Genomic DNA, 17897 nt, shown 5'->3' with positions numbered 1-17897 from the left:
CATTGATTTCACCTTTGATAATCAAGTTCGCAATCTTTAAAATTGCAACCTAGGGGTATCGCCAAGTTGGTAAGGCATCAGGTTTTGATCCTGACATTCGTTGGTTCGAGTCCAGCTACCTCTGCCAAATCCAAATCAAGCCAGTCATTATGATTGGCTTGATTTTTTTTGTGTCAATGTTTACCAAAACTCGCCGATTGAGTAGGCACGAGCAATATTTGCGAAAAATTTGCCAAAAGTGCTAAAAATTTGCCCCCAAAAGTGCTAAAATAGACACTTCACCAGCTTTATTTGTATTTTAATTTGAAAATGCGGCCAAGCACGCTTTTAAGTCGCCACGCCGCCATTTCCAAGACACACGACCACAGCGTCCGATTCGTTTTTATAGGATTTTTACCATGTCATATATGGCTGTCTTTTCAGGTAGTGCCAACCCACAACTTGCCCAAACTGTCGCCGAGCATCTGCATATCCCATTGGGTCGTGCGGACATCACTCGCTTTTCTGATGGCGAAATTGCCATCGAAATCAAAGAAAATGTGCGTGGCAAAGATGTATTTATCCTACAACCGACTTGCGCCCCAACCAACGACAACCTGATGGAAGTGGTGCTACTTGCCGATGCCCTACGCCGCTCTAGTGCTGGCCGTATCACTGCCGTCATGCCGTATTTTGGTTATGCTCGTCAAGACCGCCGCCCACGCTCGGCTCGTGTGCCTATCTCTGCCAAAGTGGTGGCGGATATGCTGTCAATCGCTGGCATCGACCGCATCATGATGGTGGATTTGCATTCTGACCAAATCCAAGGTTTCTTTGATGTGCCAGTGGACAATCTGTACGGCACGCCTGTACTATTGGGCGACCTTAAGCAACAACATTACGAAAACCTAATGGTAGTTTCGCCAGATGTCGGCGGCGTGGTACGCGCTCGTGCGATGGCAAAACTGCTTGGCGATGCCGACCTTGCCATCATTGATAAGCGTCGCGCTCGTGCCAACGAATCTCAAGTGATGCACATCATCGGTGATGTCTCTGGCCGTGATTGTGTGATTGTCGATGATATCGTTGATACCGCAGGCACGCTGTGCAAAGCCGCCCAAGCCCTAAAAGACAACGGTGCTCGCCGTGTGGTCGGCTACATCACCCACCCTGTACTGTCAGGCAAAGCCATCGAAACCATCGCCAATTCAGCGTTGGACGAGCTGGTGGTTACTGACACCATTCCGCTATCTGCCGAAGCGACTGCTTGTGCCAATATCCGCCAAGTGAGCATCGCTGCGATGATTGCCGAAGCACTTCGCCGCATCAATAACGAAGAGTCTATCAGTGCCATGTTTGAATACAGCATCTGATTTATTCTTTATCGTTGGATTGCTGATTGCTAATTTGATGATTTGATGATTTCGATTAGCAAATTGATAATGCAATTATCCGCCAAGCCCTTAGTTTTGTTGGATTTGGCGGATTTTTCATTTTTGATTGACCAAAAAAACACCGCCGATGATTGGCGGTGTTTGGTATTTATTGGTAAATTAAATTGGCAGATTAACGCATTCTGGCAATCAAATTGTCCTTTAGGATAAACTGATGATGCAACGCACCCAAAATATGCACGCCAACCAAGCCCAATAACAGCGGCCAGATAAAGCCTTTGTGCAGACCCATCAGCGTATCTGCCAGCAACTCATTTGGTACAGCCACGCCAGCAATCGGCAACACACCAAAGACATTGACCCCATAGCCTGCGTACATCGACGCCAAAAATCCTGTCAGCGGCATGGCAACCATCGCCACATACAGCAGTAGATGCACCAACAGCGACGCTTTGGCTTGCAGTGCCGACATCGGCGGTGGTGGCGGTGCTTTGGTAAAGACACGGTTAGTGATACGCAGCAGCGTCCAAATCAAAAAACTAAACCCCACCGATTTGTGCAAACTGATATAATCGTCGCCCTGCTCAATGATAATCCACGCTGCCAAAATCAATAACGCACCAATCCAATGAAAAATGCGGGCTGCCAAGTTGTATTTGTTGCTGTGTCTGCTGTTGTGTTTGCTTAAATGTGCTGCTGATTGGGTCATATTTACTTACCTATCGTGTTAAAAATTCAATCAAAATTCAATAATTTTTATCATTTATGCCATTGATACCATCTTATCGATGATGTCATGTGATGAAATCATTTGATATGGCATTGGCATGATTGATGCAATTTGTTAAATACACCATTTTATCAAACTAACTTTGGCTGTTTATGCCACAACTGTTATATTTTGTATCCAAAATTATCCAAACCGCCAACACAATTTGCCAAGTTTTTGGTAAAATCGCCAAATTATTACCCAATATAAGCAAATGTTACGCATTTTTGGAATTGTTTGCTAAAATCTGCCGTTTGGCTGGCTTTTGTGCAATTTGACTACAAAATATCGCTTGCTAACTGCCGCAAAACTTGGCAAGATATGCCAGTGAGAAACCAAAACAATTTTTAAGGCAATGATATGAATAAACAAATTTTATTAATCGAAGACGATCCAGATTTGGCGGAGCTGATTAGCGATTATTTATCGATGAATTATTATGAAGTGCATCACGCTGGCACAGGACAAGGCGGATTGGACATTTTGGAAGCCAAAGAGCGTGATATCAGCTTGATTGTGCTGGATTTGATGCTGCCTGACATGGACGGCATGCAAGTTTGCCAAAAAGTGCGTGGCTCAAAAAACACCTTGATTAACAAAGTGCCTATCGTCATGCTCACCGCCAAAGGCGACACCACCGACCGAGTGCTAGGACTGGAGATGGGTGCTGATGACTATATCGCCAAGCCATTTGAACCCAGAGAGCTGCTTGCTCGTATCCGTGCGGTGCTACGCCGCCACGAGATGCCCAACCAAGCCGATACCAATCTGGGCAGCCTAACCTTTGGCCGCTTGACGGTTTATCCTGACAGTCATGAAGTAACCATCGATGAAAAAATGGTTCGCCTGACCACGCATCAGTTCCAGCTGCTGCACTACTTTGCTACTCATGCTGGCAAAGTGCTAAACCGTGAGCAGCTGTGGCAAGCCATGCCAAATGACGACAGCTCGGAGAATATCGACCGTGCCATCGATGTGCATATCTCTCGCTTGCGGGCGTTAATCGAAGATAACCCACGCCAGCCCAAGCGTATCATCACTGTGCGTGGTGTCGGCTATCAATTCGCCACCGACCAAGTCTAAATCGCACCGAACCAAAGCCATCAAGTGTGCTGCTTGATGGCTTTGATTATTATAAATATGGGTTTTACAGATTGGCTTTCTTAATTGGTTTTTTTAACCAATCATCTTAAATGCATTGTCTTGATTGTCTAAAAGGTTGATTGTCTTTATGAATTTGGCACACCATGGTAAATTTGGCTTTCGCTCCATCTCGGCACGACTGTTTATCAGCGTGTTTTTGGCGTTATTGACCTTTACCATCGCCTTTGTGCTGTTGTCGCAATTTGCCCACAACAACTCCGATGCCGCACGCAATCGTGCCATCGCCAGCCAAATCATGAGCCAAATTGAGCCGTTTTTGGCAGAAGCACACGACTTATCTGTCAATAACAATCTGCTGCAAGCACGGTTTTCGCTGGTGGTCATCAAAAAAAGTTTTGATATTTTCGATGAAAGTCTTAATGCCAAAATCGGTCTGTACGACCCCCAAGGGCGGCTGATGCTACAAACCGAAGACACCGATTTGCCCAGCACCTTATTGCCCAATCCACCATGGGTGAGCCAAATTTTTTCGCCGCCACCGCCATATACCATCGTTGATAGCGTGCTGGGTTATTCGCTGTGGTACGAAAGCCGCTCGCCATCGCCAGAACGCCCTTTGATGGCGTGGTTTAACCTGTTTTCGGGGACGACTTTATTATTTACCATCATGTCGGCAGTGCTTTGGTGGATTTCGCACAGCATCACTTGGCGTATCAATCAGATGAGCCGCCAGATGAGCCGCTTGGGTGAAGGTGATTTTAGCGTGCGTGTCAGCGAAAATGGCAACGATGAGATTGCTGTACTGGCTCACGGCTTTAACCAATCCGCCCAAAAAATCGAACAACTGATTAATGCCAACAACCTGCTGTTGGCACACGCTTCGCACGAATTTCGCACACCCATCACTCGCATTCGTCTACAAATCGAGATGATGGACATGCTCACTCAAGGGCTGGACGCTGCCACCAAAGAAAAATTTGACAAGCGAGCGGCGGCCATCAACCGAGATTTGACGGGGCTAAATGACTTGGTTGAGAGCATTTTGTTGGTTTCACGCCTTGACGCTGGCCATGCCGTACAAGCAGCAGAGCAGGTTGATTTGTATGAATTGACTCGCCTAGAATGCCAGCATTATCCTGAAGCGACACTGATTGCCGAGCCAGTCAGCCTGATGGCACAGCCCAAACTTTTAACGCATCTGATCAGAAATCTGCTCAATAACGCCATGATTCACGGCATACCGCCGATTGAAGTGTATCTGTATCAAGCGGTGGATATGGCCGATGCCAAAATCATTCCACAAAACCTACTGGACAATTATCAGCCAGATGCTAATGATGTGCTGTGCGATGCGGCAGCAGATGACGACAACGCCAGCGATACCAAAACGCCAGCCGATTTTCTCAAGCGGCTGACTCGCACCAAAGAAAAAGACAAGCAAAAAGACAAACCGCCCTATCGCTATGCTGTGCTGTGCTTTATTGACCAAGGCAAAGGCATCGCCGAAGATAAGCGTGAAGATATTTTTAGCCCATTTGTTCGCCTAAAACAAGAAAAAAAGGGTTCGGGTTTGGGACTGTCCTTGGTTTCGCAAATCGTCGAAGCCCACAACGGCAAAATCAGCACCGACACTTGGCAGGGACACACTCGCTTTTTGGTCGTGTTGCCATTAAAAGATGCCAAAATGACGCACGGTAAATCCGCCCCAGCCACGCCAAACTGATTGGTTTTGGTTGTTGCATTGAGTTTTGCAATGGGTTGTTGCATTTGCTTGTTGTTAGTTGATTATTGTTAAATTGTTAAATTATCCCATTGTTAAATAGTCGCAAGATAACCCATTGCCATGATTGCATTGTATCACTTCGCTGTGCTTTGCTGGCATTTAGATACTGTTTACTTGGGCAAAATATGCTATAATGTAAGATTTATCTTATATTATAAAGACAATGACAATGTCCACACAATCTATGGCGTCAATGATTACGCTGTCGGCAGTGAGCAAAACTTTTGATGTCGAAAAAGATGGCAAAAAAAGCACTTTTACCGCCGTACAGCCGACCGATTTGACCGTTTATCCCAAAGAAATCTACGGCATCATCGGTGCATCAGGGGCAGGCAAATCCACCCTGATTCGCTGCATCAACTTGCTTGAGCGTCCCAGCACAGGCAAAGTCATCATCGATGGCGTGGATTTGACCGCTTTGGCAGAGCGTGAGCTGATCAATCAACGCCGCAAAATCGGCATGATTTTTCAGCACTTTAATCTGCTGCATTCACGCACAACTTTTGACAATATCGCCCTGTCGCTGGAGCTGTCTGGCACGCCAAAAGCCGCCATCGCCAAAAAGGTGAATGAACTTTTGGCACTCGTTGGTCTGACGGACAAAAAAGATGTCTATCCTGCCAACTTGTCTGGTGGTCAAAAGCAGCGTGTCGCCATCGCTCGTGCCTTAGCGTCTGATCCTAAGGTGCTACTTTGTGATGAAGCCACTTCAGCACTGGATCCTGCCACCACACAGTCAATTCTTAAGCTGCTTAAGCAAATTAACCAAACGCTTGGTATTACCATTTTGCTCATCACGCACGAGATGGACGTGGTCAAAGGCATCTGCGATAAAGTCGCTGTGATGGATAAGGGTAAGATTATCGAACAAGGGTCGGTCAGTGAAATTTTTGCCAATCCACAAACCGAACTTGCCAAGCAATTTATCCGCTCCACCTTTCATATCGGCTTGCCTGACAGCTATGTGCAAACACTGTCTGGCACGCCTGACGCTGGCAAATTGCCCGTGATTAAGTTTGAATTTACAGGCAATTCAGTGGATATGCCGCTATTTTCGCAAGCATCTAAGCAGTTTGGGGTGGAGTTTAATATTCTCACTTCACAAATGGACTATGCTGGCGGCGTGAAATTTGGCTTTACCATCGCCGAAGTCATCGGAGATGCCGACGCCATCACGCAGGCAACAGAATTTTTACACGCCCATCGGGTAAATATCGAGATACTTGGCTATGTGGGATAAGATTGTCGCAGATTTCATCAGTGAGATGCACCCTAAGATGTGGGAGATGGTCGCCCAATCGACTTGGGAAACCGTCTATATGAGCCTAGCCGCCACTGCCATTGCGGTGTTGGTTGGCTTGCCGATTGGTTTTTTGGCATTTTTGACCGACAAAGGTCGGATTTTAGAGAACCGTTTTTGTTTTGTCATTTTGGACATTATCATCAATATCGGTCGCTCGATTCCGTTTATTATTTTGTTGGTAATTTTATTGCCAGCGACTCGGCTATTGGTCGGTACAACCATCGGCACGACAGCGGCAATTGTGCCTTTGAGCGTGGCGGCGATTCCGTTTTTTGCACGCTTGACCGCCAACGCCCTGCTTGAAATCCCCACTGGCTTGACCGAAGCCGCCAAATCCATGGGGGCGACGCATTGGCAAGTGGTCAGCAAATATTATTTTGCCGAAAGTTTGCCAATTTTGATCAATGCCGTTACGCTCACGCTGGTGTCGCTCATCGGCTATTCGGCGATGGCAGGCGTGGTTGGCGGCGGCGGTTTGGGCAGTCTTGCCATCAACTACGGCAACTATCGTAACATGGTTTTTGTCAAATGGATTTCAACGATTATCATCGTGGCGATTGTAATGATTTGCCAAAAAGTCGGCGATGTGCTGGCCGCTCGAGTCGATCACCGCTGATTAAGCTGATGATTGACGGTGATGGTTTATAAATTTTGTACAAAAACACAATTTAACCAAACCATCTATTGCCCCAAACTCTGCTTTGTGCTTTAATATGATAAATTGGCCGCCCAATCTGATTGGGCGAAATCGTATTGATATGTTTTATATATTTTAAGGATTTTATCATGACATTTGGTAAATTATTTGGTATTTGTGCGTTGGCATCAAGCATCGCACTGGCAGGCTGCGGCAACAAAGCCACCGAACAACAAGCAGACCAAGCCGCTGCTGACACCCACAGCATCAAAGTGGGCGTGATGGCAGGCCCTGAGCAGGCAGTTGCCGAAGTGGCCAGTCAAATCGCCAAAGAAAAATACAACCTAGATGTGCAATTGGTCGAATTTAACGACTACGCATTGCCAAACACCGCCGTCTCAAAAGGCGACTTGGACGCCAACGCCATGCAGCACAAGCCATATTTGGATAATGATTCTAAAGAAAAAGGCTTGGATAATTTGGTTATCGTGGGTAATACTTTTGTTTATCCATTGGCAGGCTACTCAAAAACCATCAAAAGCATCGATGAGCTACAAGACGGTGCGACCATCGTTGTGCCAAACGATCCGACCAACTTGGCTCGTGCGTTGATTTTGCTTGAAAAACAAGGCCTAATCAAACTCAAAGGCAACGACAACCTAAATTCAACGACGCTAGACATCGTTGAAAATCCAAAAAATCTAAAAATCAAAGAAGTTGACACTTCAGTTGCCGTGCGTGCCATTGACGATGTGGATTTGGCAGTGGTCAATAACAACTATGCCGGTCAAGTCGGTCTAAACGCCAGCGAACATGGCGTATTCGTTGAAGACAAAGACTCACCATATGTCAATATCATCGTGGCTCGCAGCGACAACAAAGACTCTGAAGCGATCCAAAATTTCGTCAAAGCCTACCAAACTGACGAAGTAGAAGCCGAAGCGAAAAAACAATTCAAAGACGGCGTGGTCAAAGGCTGGTAATCGGCAGCCCCAATGCACGATTAAAGCACCATCAAAAATCCCCTTGATTTTTTCAAGGGGATTTTTATTTTTGCGGTTTTATCAATTTACACTAAATGAAGTTAAAGCAAATTATTTTGCTGAATTGGCATCATTTTGCTGTGCTGATTCTTTGGCATTACGCTCATCAATCTCGCTCATCGGTGTCGCTGGGACAAATTGTGCCTTATCGACATCTGCCCCACGAGTGGCGTGTTCGGTTTTTAGTGATTTGGCGACTTCTGGCGGCATGTAGTTTTCGTCATGCTTGGCAAGCACTTCACTGGCGACAAATACGCCATTTTGGAGCTCGCCTGTGGCGACCACGCCAGAATTTTCGGCAAATAAATCTGGCAACACGCCACGATAATTGACTGGCACGACCGATTTATAATCCGTAATTTTAAACTGAATGTTTAGCTGGTCTGCTGGATCACGCTTGACGCTGCCTGCCACCACCATGCCGCCAGCACGGATACGCTTGGCTTCAGGAGCTTGACCTGTGGCGATGGCGGTCGGATCAAAATAATAATCCGTCTGATGGCGAATGGCGTACAAAATCAGCCCCACCGCCACGACAGCACCGAGCAGCACCGCCAGCACCCACATCAGTTTTTTTTGTCTTGCTGCGTTCATCATTTACCCCACAAAACTTCTGCTTACATTTATCATTGATTGACTGGCAACTTGATTGCTGACAATGTCGTTTTTGCAATCGTTTGCTTGCTTTGCTGATTGATTTTTTGGATTGTTGTTTGTTTAATGTTTCATGCTTAATGTTTAAGCAATGGTTATTTAGAGCGACGCTGCTTGTTGGTCAGCCTGCCTTGCTTATGCTGGCGACTGAGCCTATCAATCGTGGCTTTGCGTTCATTTTTGGCATAAATAACCAAGCCAACAATCGCCAAAAAAGTGATGGCATAGCACGACCAAACATACACGCCATGCTCACCCATGGCGATAAATTCACCAAAAGTCTTAAAATATGGCGTCATCATGCACCCCCATCGGTGTTTTTGTTAATCAATCGGGTTACCCATGCTTTATTGACTTCTCGTGCCAAAATCAGCGAATTGGTGCGATAAATGGCAATCGCCGCCACCAAAAAATAACTGCCCAGCATCATAATCAATAGCGGTATCCACATCGACGCACTCATCTTTGGCGTCTCGGTAACGGTAAAAGTCGCCCCTTGGTGCAGCGTATTCCACCACTCGACCGAGTATTTGATAATCGGCAAATTAATCGCACCGACAATGGACAACACTGCCGCCGCCTTACCACGGTTACTGCTATGCTCAAATGCCGAAAACAGGGCAATCACCCCAGCGTACAAAAACGCCAAAATCAGCATCGAAGTTAGGCGAGCGTCCCACACCCAGTATGTACCCCAAGTTGGCTTTGCCCAGATTGAGCCTGTCAAAAGACTTAATACACAAAAAATCAGACCAATCGGTGCGATGGCTTGGGCGACGATGTTGGCGGTTTTGATTTTCCATACCAAAAAAATCACCCCAAGCACGCTCATGGCAAAATAAATGCTCATGGCAAGGCTGGCTGATGGCACATGGATAAATAAAATGCGGTAGCTGTTGCCCTGCAAATAGTCAGGCGGTGCAAAGCCCAATGCCCAAACCGTACCAACGCCGAGCAGCAACAACGCAATCGTGGCAAGGTATTTTACCCACGGCGAAAAAATGTGAAAAAAGCGTTCAGTACCAACGGTGGTCAAAAACCCCTGCCATAGGCGGTCAAAAAAGCCCATTCGGCTGGCATCTTTGGAAGCTGGGCTGTCTTTTGGCATAAATCACCTAGCTGGTCAGTCAAATGCTGACTTATCGTCAAAAATAACAAATGGCTCATTATAACACATCAGATGATTTACCCATATACTTTTGCTGGCAAAACGCAGATTTTTCGCCCAAGCTTGGGGCAATGGCTTGTAAAATCATGGATTTGTCTGCATAATAAAACATCTGTCCGATTTTCAATCTAGGTAAGGTTATGACTACTTTTAATAAAACTCGCAAATCGTCCCAACAAGTTTCTTTGGTGCTGCTTGGTACGGCAAGCCTAGGACTGGCCGCCTGCTCGCCTGCCGATGCGCCACCTGCTGAACAAGCTGCCCAAGTCGCCACTGAGCCAAATTATGCCAGTGCCGAAGCCCAAGCTCTACAAGAACAAGCTGCCGCCTTGCAAGCTCAAGCTGCTGAGCTAGAAGCACAAGCACAGCAAGCCGCCCAAGCTGCCGAACAAGGCGAAGGTGGCAACGAAGGCGAAGCAACCGCCGACAGCGGCACAAGCAGTCTGTTAGCGGCTGCCGCTGCTGGTGCTGCTGCAGGCTATGTGGCAAGCAAAATGGCCGGCAATAACGCTGCTGCCACTCAAGCATCGCAAACTGCGACCGCACCAGCCACCACCCAGCAGCCCGCCCAAAGCTCACAGCAGCAAGCCGCCAATAGCAACCGCCAATCGCTTGCCCAAGCCACTCAAGACAACAAAACTGGCACAACTCGCCAAGGCTTTGGGACAACAGGCGGCTCAAAGAGCGTGGCTTCATGAGACGCATCGCTGTAACGCCACGCCCCAACTGGCAAGATGAGATGGCACGCATCGGCTTTGATTATCACAGCATCGATGGCAATTATTGGCAAGAAGATGCCTGCTATGTGTTTGATGAGCGACAAATTGACATCATCGAAGATGCCACCAATGAGCTGCACCAAATGTATCTGCAAGCGGTTGCCCATGTCATCAAAACTGGCGATTATGCACCGCTGGGTATTGGCGATGCCGCAGCTGGCTTGATTGAAAGCAGTTTTCGCAGTCAAGCGGTCAGCCTGTACGGACGCTTTGATTTGTGTTTTGATGGCGTCAATCCGCCCAAGCTGTACGAATACAATGCTGACACGCCCACATCACTGTTTGAAGCCAGCGTCGCCCAATGGTACTGGCTTCAAGCACAGCATGGCAGTTTGGCAGGTGCGGATCAATTTAACAGCATTCACGAGCGTCTGTTGGTTGAGTTTAACGCATTAAAAAACACCGTCAATCAAGACACGCTATACCTGACTGCCGTGTCGGACAGTGTTGAAGATTTTATCACCACACGCTATCTGCAAGATGTCGCCGTCCAAGCAGGGCTACGCACCGATTATATCGACATCGGTGCTATCGGTTATCGTGCCAGTGATGGCAAATTTACCGACACGCAGGACAATGTCATTCATCATCTGTTCAAGCTATACCCTTGGGAGTGGCTGATGAATGAAGCGTTTGGTCAATATATCGCCACCGCTGGCACACGCTTTATTGAGCCTGCCTATAAGCTACTGATGAGCAACAAAGCACTGCTGGCGGTGCTGTGGCAATTGTTCCCCAATCACCCAAATCTGCTGCCAGCGAGCCTAAACGCCGCCGATATCGCAGGCGATATGGTCAAAAAACCGTTCTTTTCTCGAGAAGGTGCAAACATCAGCCTAAACTGCGATGGGCAAAATCTTGCCACAGATGGTGATTATGGCAGTGAAGGTCATATTTACCAAGCCTTTGCTCCCTTACCCAAATTCACCAACAACCAAGGGCAAACGGTCTATACCGTGCTTGGTAGCTGGATTGTTGGCCATGGTGCAGCAGGGATTGGCATTCGTGAAGACAGCACGCTGATTACCAAAGACACCAGCTTATTTGTGCCGCATGCTTTGCTTTGATTAATTGACTAAGTTTTTGGTTTAAATAAAACTGAGCAAATGGATTGATCTGTTTGTTCGGTTTTTTATAGTGAAATGATGGCGTTTGTTATTATAATCAAATCCAAACCCACATTCTTTGAGAATTTAACAAACCTTAATCAAACTCTGTCTGAAAGCGTACCGCACCATTGCTAAATAATTGAATCGATACTCTGTCCCAATAATCACCTTATTGCCGATCGGAATCACGAATCTTCATCACATTTTTATAAATGATGTTAGAAATATTTGAAATAGAATAACCATTTATTGTGCCTGTGGGTGGAAGTTTATGTATAATACCCACTTGGTCTCTATATGATAAATCAATAGAAATTATACCTTGCATGGCTTTTAAATTATAAAAAAGCACCTTAGCATCTTCAACTTTGATTAATTTAAGTGCTTCTGCTATGGCCTGATAAGGGTCTAGTGTTTCATCAACTTGTACTGGTTTAGGTCGTGGCGTGGCTTCAGCCGTGCTACAAAAATCAGCTTTTGGTCTACCCAATTACCCTGTACCTTTAAAACGAACTCGCTCTTCCCAAAGTACTCTTGGAATATGGGTTTTTTTCATTCTTCTTCGGTAAGATCACTGATGGCTTTCATAAATGTAGGAAAATCATGATCTTCGTCTGGAATGTAAACAAATTTAGCATCCAGTTCGTGATTTTTATCAAGAGTTATTCTGTAGTGATTCCATTGGTCTACAAACTTCAGGTGTTCAGCTTGCACAATTTTTTCTAGTGCTTGACCAATCTCATCATACTCATCAAAGTCAATATCAGGAAATTCACAGCTCTTTTTATTTTGATTATCAAAAAAATATAAGGATCTACCTGTAGCATCTGGGTACAAAAATCCCACACAGGTACAACTTATTGCATTGGGTGGCATGATGGAGACTAGTATATCTTTAATCTCTGCTAATTTTATTGAATCAATTATCGTTTATTACTCTCCAGTTGGTGTATTTTGCCATTTAAAACCACCAAAACTAAGTCCAGTGTTATTTCCACAACACTCTTGCAAGACATTTTGCTCAATTTCCCACAGATTTAAAATACAAAAAAAGTCCAAACCTTTCGATTTGGACTTTTTAGAATTTGGAGCGGGAAACGAGATTCGAACTCGCGACCCCAACCTTGGCAAGGTTGTGCTCTACCAACTGAGCTATTCCCGCTTGTCAGCATTCGCTGTATGGGTGCGTATTATACAGTAAATAAAACTGCCGTCAAGCGTTTTTTATAAAATTTTTGTACTTTTTTGCCACTTTTTTATTTTATCATTAAAAATCAATGAGTTATAATCGAAAAATTATCAAAAAAATTGGCAAAAATTCAAACCATTCACAAAATCAGTCCGAAAATAAGGATTTTTGTCATTTTTTACCACTTTTTACCAAAATTTATCGCCAAAGCGGTGAAAAGTTTGCCAAAATTTTAAGGCTTAAGGGGAGATTGTGAGTTTGTGATAAAAATTTGTGAATTTTTGTCGATATGTCTAGGATAAATGCCCTGCTTTGGTTTATAATCGTCGGTGTCGCCAGCTGATTTGGCATATCAACAACCCACAGGGAGTGAATGCGATGAATGCACTCAAAAAAAGCATTTTTGCGATTAGTCTAGCCGCCACCACTGCTGCACCCATTGCTGGCTGTGTCAGTACAACCAATGCTGGTGTGGTCGGTGCCAATCGCAAGCAGTTATTGCTCATCTCAAGCGATGAGATGATGCGACTGTCCAATCAGACCTACACCGAGACCATCGCCGAAGCACAAGCCAAGGGCAAACTTGACATCAATTATGCTCAAGTGCAGCGTCTGCGTAAGATTGCCCATCGCATGATACCCCAAACGGCGGTGCTACGCCCTGATGCAACTCGCTGGGATTGGACGGTGCATACCATCGCCGATAACCAAATCAACGCCTATGTGATGCCCGGCGGTAAGATTGTATTTTATACAGGGATTATTGACAGACTCAAGCTGACCGATGCAGAGATTGCCGCCATCATGGGACATGAGATGGCTCATGCCCTGCGTGAGCATGCACGAGAAAGAGCCAGTCGTGGCATGGCGACATCAGGCGTGATTAGCATTGCCGCTGCAGCGATGGGTTTGTCAGACTTTCAGACGCAGATGGTCGGACTGGCGGGTGAAATTGGGCTAAATCTGCCGCATTCACGCACCCAAGAAGCCGAAGCTGACAAAATCGGTCTGGAGCTGATGGCAAGAGCAGGCTACAACCCTAATGCTGCTGTTGTTTTGTGGCAAAAAATGCAAGCATCTGGCGATGGCAAAGTGCCACAGTTTTTGAGTACGCACCCAAGCGACGCCAAGCGTATCAAAAACTTGCAGGCACTTGTGCCGACTGTGCAGCCGCTGTATCAAGCCGCACCCAAATACTGATGCGTACGATTTGATATTTTGTATTTGATGAATGCCATTGATTTGTTAAATTAATTGATAAAAATAAATTGAATTTAACAATCAATTTAGCAGGCAAATTAACCAACAAACAGACAACAAGATGAATACACCAACCGCAACCGCTTTGACTCAAGCTCTGCAAGCACTCAGCCCCAGTCATCTGACACTGGACAACGAAAGCCACATGCACGCTGGCTATTTTGATGGCAAAGAAAGCCACTTTAAGCTAACCGTTGTCAGTTCGGCATTTGCAGGGCTGCGTCTGGCAGCACGCCACCAAAAAGTCTATGCACTGGTCAATCCACTGCTCACCAGTGCTGGTGGTACGGTACATGCCCTTGCCATTCACGCCTACACGCCAGATGAGTGGGCAGACATGGGTCAAGCACCAGACAGTCCTGTGTGTGCATCTCGTCGCTAGGCTGGCGTCTGAATTTGGTGAATTGGATTTTGGCTGAATTTTTGCCAAAATTTAGTTAATTTTGCTCACTGCTTGGGCAATTGTTTGGACAATGGCAATTTGGCAATCATTGAATGATAATTTGGTGATATGGTGCGTATTGGCATCAATATCACATCTTGGCAGGATTATGGGTGAGTGCCAAGATCAGTTTACCCATGTGTTAATCGAGAAAATTATGAAAAAACTACTCATCAGTACCGCTGCATTGCTTGCTTTGGCAGGCTGTGCCAGCACGGGCAATGTCGCACCGCAGTATATCAACCCAACAGTTTATCAAGGCTACACTTGCCCGCAGCTACAATCAGAAGTTGAACGCATCTCCGCCTTAGTTACCAAAACCAAAAATCAGCAAGTCGGCCTATCAGCATCAGGCATCGGTATCGGCATCACTGGCGGTCGTCATGGCATCTACCCAACCATCAGCCTTGGCATGGGAACAGGCGGTGGTCAGCGTGCCGCCAAAAACAACACCCTGTCTAAGCTCTACGGCGAACACGATGCGATGATTGTCGCCGCTCGCCAACAAAACTGTGCCTTTGCCCAAGGCATCAAAATCTACGGAGAATAACCGATGCGAATGCAAAATCTACTGCCTAACTGGATTTTGCAATTCGTCCAAAATCCACGCACCGCCTTATCAGATATCCAAGCTGGATTGATGATGGCGGTGCTTGTCATTCCCCAAAGTCTGGGCTATGCAGCATTGGCAGGACTACCGCCCATTATGGGACTGTATGCCGCCATCACGCCAGTGCTGGTCTATGCGTGGATTGGTGCCAGTAGCGTCTCTGCCGTTGGCCCTGTGGCGATTACCGCCATCATGACGGCAGCGGCATTGTCCGACTACGCCACTGGCAGTTTGCAATATGTCAGCCTTGCCATTGTGCTGGCTTTGATGGTTGGGACAATCTTATTTGTCGGCGGCTTGATGCGTCTTGGCTGGATTATCCAATTTGTCAGTCGTGGCGTGTCGGCAGGCTTTATCAGTGGTGCGGCGGTGCTGATTGTCATCGGACAGCTTAAGCACATCGTCGGCATACCGTTGCATGCCGATAGCTTAATTGAGCTTGCACTTGGCATTTATAACACCACCAAACCCATTCATCTGCCCACCACCTTGCTTGGCGTGAGTGCCATCGTGCTACTGCTGGTCAGTCGCTATGCCAAAAAACTGGTGTGGGGCTGGCTGGCTGGCAAACAACAAGATTTTGCCAATCGCCTGTTTGTGATTGTCCTTGTGGCGGTGTCGATTTGGCTAAGTCATCACTGGCATTTGGCCGCTTGGCAAATCAACCTTTTGCAAGCACTGCCCACTGGCCTACCCAGTGCCAGTTTGCCTGCGATTTCATTGGCCACGATTTTGACATTGCTGCCATCGGCTTTATTGATTGCCTTGATTGCGTTTATTTCGTCAAGTGCCATGTCTGCCCAGCAGGCACGGCTGCGTGATGAGCCTTATGATGCCAACAAAGAACTCTATGGGCTTGGGCTTGCCAACATCGCCAGCGGTGTGTTTGGCGGTTTTACGGTGGCAGGCGGCATCTCTCGCACCAGCCTAAACTTGTCCGTTGGGGCAAATTCTCCCCTAGCGTCCATCGTCTGTGCCATCGGCATCTTGTTGATTTTATTATTTTTTGGGCAATATTTAGAAGGTCTGCCCTACGCCATCTTAGCCGCCGTCATTATCAGCTCAAGCGTCGCCATGATTGATAGCAAAACCCTTAGCACAGCGTGGCATCAGGACAAATCAGACGCCATCTGCTTTATTATCACCTTTGGTACGGCGATTATTTTTGGGCTAAATAGCGGCTTGGTGGTGGGACTGCTTGCCAGTTTTGCAGCGATGATTTACCGCACGCATCGGGTGCATATTGCCGTGGTTGGGCGAGTTGGCGACAGTGAGCATTTTCGCAACATTTGTCGCCATCAGGCAACCACTTTTGATGGCTTGCTGCTACTGCGGATTGACGAAAGTCTGTATTTTGGTAATGCTCAATCGGTGCATGATGAACTGCTAAAACTGGCTCATGACGAAAAAATCCGCCACATTGTGCTGATTATGACAGCGGTCAATCATGTGGATTTGTCCGCCCAAGAAATGCTGTACAACTTCAACCAAGAATGCCAAAAACACCATCAAAAGCTGCATTTTGCCGAAGTCAAAGGTCCTGTGATGGACATACTAAAGCCAAGTGCGGTGTTTGCCACGCTGTCAGGGCAAGTGTTTTTGAGTGCCAACCAAGCCGTACAAAGCCTAATCGAGCCACAAAATGGGCATGATGGGCGTGCATAAGCTTATGCCAAATCACGCTTGAAACCGCCAGATACATCGGCTAAGATATGCCAAAATATCCACCCATCAATCATGGCGATGACAGCAATCCAAGGAATCAGCATGCACAACCAAATCACTCTTTATAAGCAAATCCACCCAAAACAGTGCCAAATGCTTGCCAAATTGGGCTTTAAAAGCTTGATTAATCTGCGTTTTGATGCTGAGATTGACGGTCAGCCCAAAAACAGCGACATCGCCGACAGTGCCAATGATGCTGGGCTTGACTACCACAGTTTGCCGATTGATATTGATAATATTCACCTTGCTCAAGCCCAGCATTTTGCCCAGCTGATTCACCAAGCCCCCAAGCCTGTGATGGTGTTTTGTGGCACAGGTGCTCGTGCCAAACGCTTATATCAGAGTGCTTTGATTTTAGGATTGCTTTGATTTTGACAGTTTTGAATTTTAGATTTTGGGTTCAAAGACTTTAAAAAGTTAAAAAAAATTTTGGCTGTGATGATTGATTTGCTGTTTAGTGTGGCAATTGGCAAGATTGGCAGAATTGGCGTGGCTGGCGTGCTGAAATGATTCAACCAAAAATCATTAAAAATGTTAAAATAAAAACCATTCGTCTGATTACGAATGGTTTTTTATCCGACAATTTGTCTGCGTGCTTATAGGTGTTTGTCCAACAAAGCGGCAAATTCAGACTTTGGACGACCGCCCACAACGGTATCGACACGCTCGCCATCTTTGAACACGAACAAAGTTGGGATACTGCGAATACCAAAACGAGCCGCTGACTCTGGGTTGGCATCAACATCGACTTTGACGATTTGTACACGGTCTTTGTAGTCTTCGGCAAGCTCTTCTAGCACAGGGGCGATGGCTTTACATGGGCCGCACCAAGCTGCCCAAAAATCGACCAAAACCAATTTATCATTGGCTAATACATCAGCATCAAAGCTGGCATCAGTGGCATTAATGATTGACATAATTTGCTACCTTTTAAATTTTAGGGAATGAA

Annotated in this window: 20 protein-coding genes and 2 tRNA genes; 14 read left to right on the top strand and 8 right to left on the bottom strand. The window is 46.3% G+C overall.

Annotated features, from left to right (window positions below; translation table 11 throughout):
* Window positions 1-51 precede the first annotated feature (51 nt).
* Window positions 52-127, top strand: a tRNA-Gln gene (locus ACFBZI_RS04695).
* 271 nt (window positions 128-398) lie between these two features.
* On the top strand, window positions 399-1352 hold the full coding sequence (locus ACFBZI_RS04690; protein ID WP_375715265.1) for a ribose-phosphate pyrophosphokinase: 954 nt from the start codon (window positions 399-401) through the stop codon (window positions 1350-1352).
* 193 nt (window positions 1353-1545) lie between these two features.
* Here ACFBZI_RS04690 and ACFBZI_RS04685 read toward each other — a convergent pair whose 3' ends face one another.
* Window positions 1546-2082: a cytochrome b gene (locus ACFBZI_RS04685; protein WP_375715264.1), complete on the bottom strand. Its 537-nt coding sequence runs from the start codon at window positions 2080-2082 to the stop codon at window positions 1546-1548.
* A gap of 420 nt (window positions 2083-2502) precedes the next feature.
* Here ACFBZI_RS04685 and ACFBZI_RS04680 point away from each other — a divergent pair, with 420 nt between their 5' ends.
* The 5 genes from ACFBZI_RS04680 (at window position 2503) to ACFBZI_RS04660 (ending at window position 7952) form a co-directional block, all read left to right on the top strand.
* Window positions 2503-3225, top strand: a complete 723-nt coding sequence (locus ACFBZI_RS04680; protein ID WP_375715263.1) for a response regulator transcription factor — start codon at window positions 2503-2505, stop codon at window positions 3223-3225.
* 148 nt (window positions 3226-3373) lie between these two features.
* On the top strand, window positions 3374-4969 hold the full coding sequence (locus ACFBZI_RS04675; RefSeq protein WP_375715262.1) for an ATP-binding protein: 1596 nt from the start codon (window positions 3374-3376) through the stop codon (window positions 4967-4969).
* Between the two features lie 229 nt (window positions 4970-5198).
* On the top strand, window positions 5199-6269 hold the full coding sequence (gene metN, locus ACFBZI_RS04670; protein WP_446221236.1) for a methionine ABC transporter ATP-binding protein MetN: 1071 nt from the start codon (window positions 5199-5201) through the stop codon (window positions 6267-6269).
* Complete coding sequence (locus ACFBZI_RS04665) at window positions 6259-6948, top strand: methionine ABC transporter permease (RefSeq protein ID WP_375715261.1); 690 nt, start codon at window positions 6259-6261, stop codon at window positions 6946-6948. The genes metN and ACFBZI_RS04665 overlap by 11 nt, the downstream gene beginning before the upstream one ends.
* A gap of 170 nt (window positions 6949-7118) precedes the next feature.
* A complete protein-coding gene (locus ACFBZI_RS04660) occupies window positions 7119-7952 on the top strand; it encodes a MetQ/NlpA family lipoprotein (protein WP_375715260.1) in 834 nt (277 codons plus the stop codon).
* A 111-nt stretch (window positions 7953-8063) separates the two neighbouring features.
* Here ACFBZI_RS04660 and ccmE read toward each other — a convergent pair whose 3' ends face one another.
* From ccmE to ACFBZI_RS04645, 3 genes are all read right to left on the bottom strand, one after another.
* A complete protein-coding gene (gene ccmE, locus ACFBZI_RS04655) occupies window positions 8064-8606 on the bottom strand; it encodes a cytochrome c maturation protein CcmE (protein ID WP_375716313.1) in 543 nt (180 codons plus the stop codon).
* Window positions 8607-8761: 155 nt separating this feature from the next.
* A complete protein-coding gene (gene ccmD, locus ACFBZI_RS04650; RefSeq protein ID WP_375715259.1) occupies window positions 8762-8968 on the bottom strand; it encodes a heme exporter protein CcmD in 207 nt (68 codons plus the stop codon).
* Window positions 8965-9774: a heme ABC transporter permease gene (locus ACFBZI_RS04645; RefSeq protein WP_375715258.1), complete on the bottom strand. Its 810-nt coding sequence runs from the start codon at window positions 9772-9774 to the stop codon at window positions 8965-8967. The genes ccmD and ACFBZI_RS04645 overlap by 4 nt, the downstream gene beginning before the upstream one ends.
* 200 nt (window positions 9775-9974) lie before the next feature.
* Here ACFBZI_RS04645 and ACFBZI_RS04640 point away from each other — a divergent pair, with 200 nt between their 5' ends.
* Window positions 9975-10532: a hypothetical protein gene (locus ACFBZI_RS04640; RefSeq protein WP_375715257.1), complete on the top strand. Its 558-nt coding sequence runs from the start codon at window positions 9975-9977 to the stop codon at window positions 10530-10532.
* On the top strand, window positions 10529-11680 hold the full coding sequence (locus ACFBZI_RS04635) for a glutathionylspermidine synthase family protein (protein WP_375715256.1): 1152 nt from the start codon (window positions 10529-10531) through the stop codon (window positions 11678-11680). Before ACFBZI_RS04640 ends, ACFBZI_RS04635 begins: the two co-directional genes overlap by 4 nt.
* Before the next feature lie 211 nt (window positions 11681-11891).
* Here ACFBZI_RS04635 and ACFBZI_RS04630 read toward each other — a convergent pair whose 3' ends face one another.
* From ACFBZI_RS04630 to ACFBZI_RS04620, 3 genes are all read right to left on the bottom strand, one after another.
* Window positions 11892-12212 (bottom strand): hypothetical protein, encoded by a 321-nt coding sequence (locus tag ACFBZI_RS04630; protein ID WP_375715255.1) that lies wholly within the window; start codon window positions 12210-12212, stop codon window positions 11892-11894.
* A 62-nt stretch (window positions 12213-12274) separates the two neighbouring features.
* The gene (locus ACFBZI_RS04625) at window positions 12275-12598 is read right to left on the bottom strand and encodes a hypothetical protein (protein WP_375715254.1); all 324 of its coding nucleotides are present in this window, start codon (window positions 12596-12598) and stop codon (window positions 12275-12277) included.
* Between the two features lie 210 nt (window positions 12599-12808).
* Window positions 12809-12884: transfer RNA gene (locus tag ACFBZI_RS04620), tRNA-Gly, on the bottom strand.
* A gap of 405 nt (window positions 12885-13289) precedes the next feature.
* Here ACFBZI_RS04620 and ACFBZI_RS04615 point away from each other — a divergent pair.
* From ACFBZI_RS04615 to ACFBZI_RS04595, 5 genes are all read left to right on the top strand, one after another.
* On the top strand, window positions 13290-14111 hold the full coding sequence (locus ACFBZI_RS04615; RefSeq protein WP_375715253.1) for a M48 family metallopeptidase: 822 nt from the start codon (window positions 13290-13292) through the stop codon (window positions 14109-14111).
* Window positions 14112-14232: 121 nt separating this feature from the next.
* On the top strand, window positions 14233-14553 hold the full coding sequence (locus ACFBZI_RS04610) for a BolA family protein (protein WP_375715252.1): 321 nt from the start codon (window positions 14233-14235) through the stop codon (window positions 14551-14553).
* Window positions 14554-14770: 217 nt separating this feature from the next.
* Window positions 14771-15163 carry a hypothetical protein gene (locus ACFBZI_RS04605; protein WP_375715251.1) on the top strand — a complete coding sequence of 131 codons (393 nt, stop codon included), beginning with the start codon at window positions 14771-14773 and terminating at the stop codon, window positions 15161-15163.
* A gap of 3 nt (window positions 15164-15166) precedes the next feature.
* Complete coding sequence (locus ACFBZI_RS04600) at window positions 15167-16888, top strand: SulP family inorganic anion transporter (RefSeq protein ID WP_375715250.1); 1722 nt, start codon at window positions 15167-15169, stop codon at window positions 16886-16888.
* A 102-nt stretch (window positions 16889-16990) separates the two neighbouring features.
* Window positions 16991-17317: a protein tyrosine phosphatase family protein gene (locus ACFBZI_RS04595; RefSeq protein WP_375715249.1), complete on the top strand. Its 327-nt coding sequence runs from the start codon at window positions 16991-16993 to the stop codon at window positions 17315-17317.
* Window positions 17318-17544: 227 nt separating this feature from the next.
* On the opposite strand, the gene trxA is transcribed toward ACFBZI_RS04595, so the two are convergent.
* On the bottom strand, window positions 17545-17865 hold the full coding sequence (trxA, locus tag ACFBZI_RS04590; RefSeq protein ID WP_375715248.1) for a thioredoxin: 321 nt from the start codon (window positions 17863-17865) through the stop codon (window positions 17545-17547).
* Between the last annotated feature and the right edge of the window lie 32 nt (window positions 17866-17897).

This window comes from Moraxella marmotae (assembly GCF_042219885.1).
Taxonomy (GTDB): Bacteria; Pseudomonadota; Gammaproteobacteria; order Pseudomonadales; family Moraxellaceae; genus Moraxella; species Moraxella marmotae.
The sequence above is the reverse complement of the archived record's forward strand: the minus strand, read 5'-3'. Positions and strand labels throughout refer to the sequence as shown.

Coding starts and splice junctions, on each gene's coding strand:
- ACFBZI_RS04595 (WP_375715249.1), top strand. CDS start 16,991: ATGCACAACCAAATCACTCTTTATAAGCAAATCCACCCAAAACAGTGC.
- ACFBZI_RS04660 (WP_375715260.1), top strand. CDS start 7,119: ATGACATTTGGTAAATTATTTGGTATTTGTGCGTTGGCATCAAGCATC.
- ACFBZI_RS04605 (WP_375715251.1), top strand. CDS start 14,771: ATGAAAAAACTACTCATCAGTACCGCTGCATTGCTTGCTTTGGCAGGC.
- ACFBZI_RS04675 (WP_375715262.1), top strand. CDS start 3,374: ATGAATTTGGCACACCATGGTAAATTTGGCTTTCGCTCCATCTCGGCA.
- ACFBZI_RS04640 (WP_375715257.1), top strand. CDS start 9,975: ATGACTACTTTTAATAAAACTCGCAAATCGTCCCAACAAGTTTCTTTG.
- ACFBZI_RS04635 (WP_375715256.1), top strand. CDS start 10,529: ATGAGACGCATCGCTGTAACGCCACGCCCCAACTGGCAAGATGAGATG.
- ACFBZI_RS04615 (WP_375715253.1), top strand. CDS start 13,290: ATGAATGCACTCAAAAAAAGCATTTTTGCGATTAGTCTAGCCGCCACC.
- ACFBZI_RS04600 (WP_375715250.1), top strand. CDS start 15,167: ATGCGAATGCAAAATCTACTGCCTAACTGGATTTTGCAATTCGTCCAA.
- ACFBZI_RS04645 (WP_375715258.1), bottom strand. CDS start 9,774: ATGCCAAAAGACAGCCCAGCTTCCAAAGATGCCAGCCGAATGGGCTTT.
- ACFBZI_RS04665 (WP_375715261.1), top strand. CDS start 6,259: ATGTGGGATAAGATTGTCGCAGATTTCATCAGTGAGATGCACCCTAAG.
- ACFBZI_RS04610 (WP_375715252.1), top strand. CDS start 14,233: ATGAATACACCAACCGCAACCGCTTTGACTCAAGCTCTGCAAGCACTC.
- ACFBZI_RS04690 (WP_375715265.1), top strand. CDS start 399: ATGTCATATATGGCTGTCTTTTCAGGTAGTGCCAACCCACAACTTGCC.
- ACFBZI_RS04685 (WP_375715264.1), bottom strand. CDS start 2,082: ATGACCCAATCAGCAGCACATTTAAGCAAACACAACAGCAGACACAGC.
- ACFBZI_RS04680 (WP_375715263.1), top strand. CDS start 2,503: ATGAATAAACAAATTTTATTAATCGAAGACGATCCAGATTTGGCGGAG.
- ACFBZI_RS04625 (WP_375715254.1), bottom strand. CDS start 12,598: ATGCCACCCAATGCAATAAGTTGTACCTGTGTGGGATTTTTGTACCCA.
- metN (WP_446221236.1), top strand. CDS start 5,199: ATGTCCACACAATCTATGGCGTCAATGATTACGCTGTCGGCAGTGAGC.
- ccmD (WP_375715259.1), bottom strand. CDS start 8,968: ATGATGACGCCATATTTTAAGACTTTTGGTGAATTTATCGCCATGGGT.
- ccmE (WP_375716313.1), bottom strand. CDS start 8,606: ATGAACGCAGCAAGACAAAAAAAACTGATGTGGGTGCTGGCGGTGCTG.
- trxA (WP_375715248.1), bottom strand. CDS start 17,865: ATGTCAATCATTAATGCCACTGATGCCAGCTTTGATGCTGATGTATTA.